Source organism: Kitasatospora sp. NPDC056800 (assembly GCF_042789775.1).
Taxonomy (GTDB): Bacteria; Actinomycetota; Actinomycetes; order Streptomycetales; family Streptomycetaceae; genus Kitasatospora.
Genome location: NZ_JBHUAL010000166.1, coordinates 19,039 through 21,940, shown reverse-complemented (window position 1 = coordinate 21,940; position 2,902 = coordinate 19,039). Strand labels below are relative to the sequence as shown.

At 74.0% G+C, this 2,902-nt stretch carries 2 protein-coding genes and 2 tRNA genes; all 4 read right to left on the bottom strand.

Translation table 11 applies throughout. From position 1 onward, the window contains the following. Positions 1-20 precede the first annotated feature (20 nt). The 4 genes from ACFRQN_RS29675 to ACFRQN_RS29660 all read right to left on the bottom strand — a co-directional run bounded on the left by ACFRQN_RS29675 (position 21) and on the right by ACFRQN_RS29660 (position 2,683). Positions 21-94, bottom strand: a tRNA-Ile gene (locus ACFRQN_RS29675). Between the two features lie 85 nt (positions 95-179). Continuing rightward, positions 180-256, bottom strand: a tRNA-Ile gene (locus tag ACFRQN_RS29670). Positions 257-272: 16 nt separating this feature from the next. After that, positions 273-1,667: a class I SAM-dependent methyltransferase gene (locus ACFRQN_RS29665; protein ID WP_380743279.1), complete on the bottom strand. Its 1,395-nt coding sequence runs from the start codon at positions 1,665-1,667 to the stop codon at positions 273-275. A gap of 260 nt (positions 1,668-1,927) precedes the next feature. Beyond that, positions 1,928-2,683 (bottom strand): DUF3566 domain-containing protein, encoded by a 756-nt coding sequence (locus ACFRQN_RS29660; protein WP_074002160.1) that lies wholly within the window; start codon positions 2,681-2,683, stop codon positions 1,928-1,930. Positions 2,684-2,902: the final 219 nt, after the last annotated feature.

Here is a 2,902-nt window from a genome sequence, read left to right as displayed (position 1 = left end):
CTCCGGGCCCTTCGGGGAGGTGGGCCTAACAGGACTTGAACCTGTGGCCTCTTCCTTATCAGGGAAGCGCTCTAACCGTCTGAGCTATAGGCCCTCACCGATGAGAGATCGTACCGGATGCCGGCCGATCCGCGAAAACGCCGAAGGGCCCGGAGTGGATCACTCCGGGCCCTTCGCGGTGGTGGGCCTAACAGGACTTGAACCTGTGGCCTCTTCCTTATCAGGGAAGCGCTCTAACCGTCTGAGCTATAGGCCCTTGCCGCACTGAAAGATTAGCGGACCGACGGCCGATCTCCCAAATCCGGGTCGGCCGGGGCTGCGGCGGCACCCCCCGCGACCAGCTGCGGCGCGCCCACGGAGGGACGCAGCAGCCACTCCTCGCGGGTCGGCGGCAGGCCCGCCGCGCCCTCCTCGGTGCTGCGGACGGCGAGGACCTGGTTGATCCCGATCCGGTTCTGCTCGAAGGCGAGCGCGGAGGCCGCCATGTACAGCCGCCAGACCCGGGCCCGGCCGCGGCCGACCAGCCGGACCGCCTCCGTCCAGTGCGCCTCCAGGTTGGCCACCCACTCGCGCAGGGTCAGCCCGTAGTGCTCGCGCAGCGACTCGACGTCCCGGACCTCGAAGCCGGCCTCCTCCAGCCGGGCCACCGTGGACCCGACGGGAGAGAGCTCGCCGTCCGGGAAGACGTAGCGGTCGATGAAGGGGCTGGTGCGGTGCGGCACCCCGGGGATGTCGGGGCGGCGGGCGATCTGGTGGTTGAGCAGCCGGCCGCCGGGCACCAGCAGCCGGTACAGGCCCTCGGCGTAGACCCGGTACTGCTCGGAGCCGACGTGCTCGGCCATCCCGACGCTGGAGATCGCGTCGAAGGGCCCGTCGGTGATCTCCCGGTAGTCCTGGAGCCGGACCTCGACCCGGTCGGACAGCCCGGCCTCCTCGACCCTGGCGCGGGCCAGCGCGACCTGCTCCGTGGAGATGGAGACGCCGACCGCGGTGACCCCGTAGTGCTTCGCCGCGTGCAGCAGCAGCGAGCCCCAGCCGCAGCCGACGTCCAGCAGGCGCATCCCGGGGCGCAGGCCGAGCTTGCGGCAGATCAGGTCGAGCTTGGCCTCCTGGGCCGCCTCCAGGCTCTTCGCCTCGGGCGCCCAGTAGGCGCACGAGTAGACCATCGAGGAGCCCAGCACGATCCGGTAGAAGTCGTTCCCGACGTCGTAGTGGTGGCTGATGGCCGCGCGGTCGCGGCTGCGGCTGTGCAGCCGCCCGGGGGCCCTGCGGACCTCCTCGCGGGGCGGCTCGGGCTCGAGGCCGACCGCCCCGGCCCACAGCGCGGCGGCGAGCACCCGGCGGCCCTTGGGCCCGAGCGCCTCGCGCGGCCCGAGGGCCAGGGTGCGGACCTCCGGCCGCTCGGCGAAGCGGGCGACGGCGGAGAGCGTCTCGTACAGGTCGGTGCCGGGGGCGAGTTCCAGGTCCCCCGCGACGTAGGCCCGGGCCAGGCCCAGCTCGCCCGGCTGCCAGACCAGCCGGCGCAGCGCCCGGCGGTTGCGCAGGACCACGGTGGGCGCGCCCGGCGGCCCGGCGGTGCTGCCGTCCCAGGCCTGTACCCGCAGCGGTACCGGGACCCCCAACAGCCCTTCGAGGGCTTCGACCAGTTGACCTGCGAGCTTCGCCACCGCGCGCCTCCGTCCAGTCGTCCTGCGGAACCTCAGCTGACCCGGTCGGGCGGACCGGGGGCGGCCTGCGGCACTCCCAGGCGCGGGACGGGCGGCACCCAGCTTGTCCCACCGCGGCCGCCCGGTTTCCGGGTGGCACGCCGCGGGCGGCCGGCTGTCACCCGAAATGCCGACGGGCCCCACCCGCTGCAACAGCGGGTGGGGCCCGTGCATTCCGTCCGTGGACGGGGAGCTGAGCGAGCGTCAGGATCCGGCCGGGATCAGTCCTCCTCGGCCAGGGTGAGCTCGACGCCGCCGGTGAAGCCGGCCGCCGCGTTGTAGATGAACGCGGAGAGCGTGGACAGGGCGGTCAGCAGGACGACGTCGACCACGGCGATCAGCGTGGTGAAGGTCATCACCTTGCCGAAGCCGACGTAGTCCATCAGGTTGAGGCCGCCGCTGCTGTCCGAGCCGGTGACGTCCTTGAGGGTCTTGGTCAGCGAGTCGAAGACGCCGAGCGAGTCCAGCGTCATCCACAGCACGGCCGCGGCCACGATGATGATGATGCCGACGGCCAGCGACAGCAGGAAGCTGACCTTCATCACCGACCACGGGTCCACCTTGGTCACCCGCAGCCGGGCCTTGCGGGTCCGGCCGAGGCCGGCCCCGCCGGTCGCGGCCGCGGGGGCACCGGCGGGGCGGCGCGCCGCCCCGGTGGGGGTGCCGCCGGCCGGGGTCGCCCCGACCGGGGTCCCGCCCGCCGGGGTGTGGCCCGGGCTCCGGGTGCCCCGGGCCGGGGTCGGCTGCCCCTTGGCGTACGTGGTCGGCTGCGAGAAGCCGGCCTGGCCGCTCGGCGGCGCGGGCGTCTGCCCCCCGTAGGTCGCACCGCTCTGGCCCGCTCCACCGGCCGGCGGCATCAGCGAGGTGGACGCGGCCGAGTGCTCGGTCGGCGGCTGCGGAACGCCGTACGCACCCCCGCCCTGCGCGCCCGGACGGCCGCCGGAGGTTCCTCCCGCAGCACCCGTGGCTCCACTCACCTGGTCCTCCCGCACTTCCCACCAGGACGGCGGCGCCGCCCTGCTTCGTCACTCGTCATCCAGCGCCCGGCGGGATTGCCCGGAACTGGTCGGCGTCCGGTGCCGCCGCATCCATACTCAGTGAGCGGCGGCACCCCGGTGGGGGTGGGGTAATGCCCCGAAGGGAGCGGAGGCCGCCCGCAGAGCACCCCCGGGCGGCTCGGGGGGGAGCGGACCCCC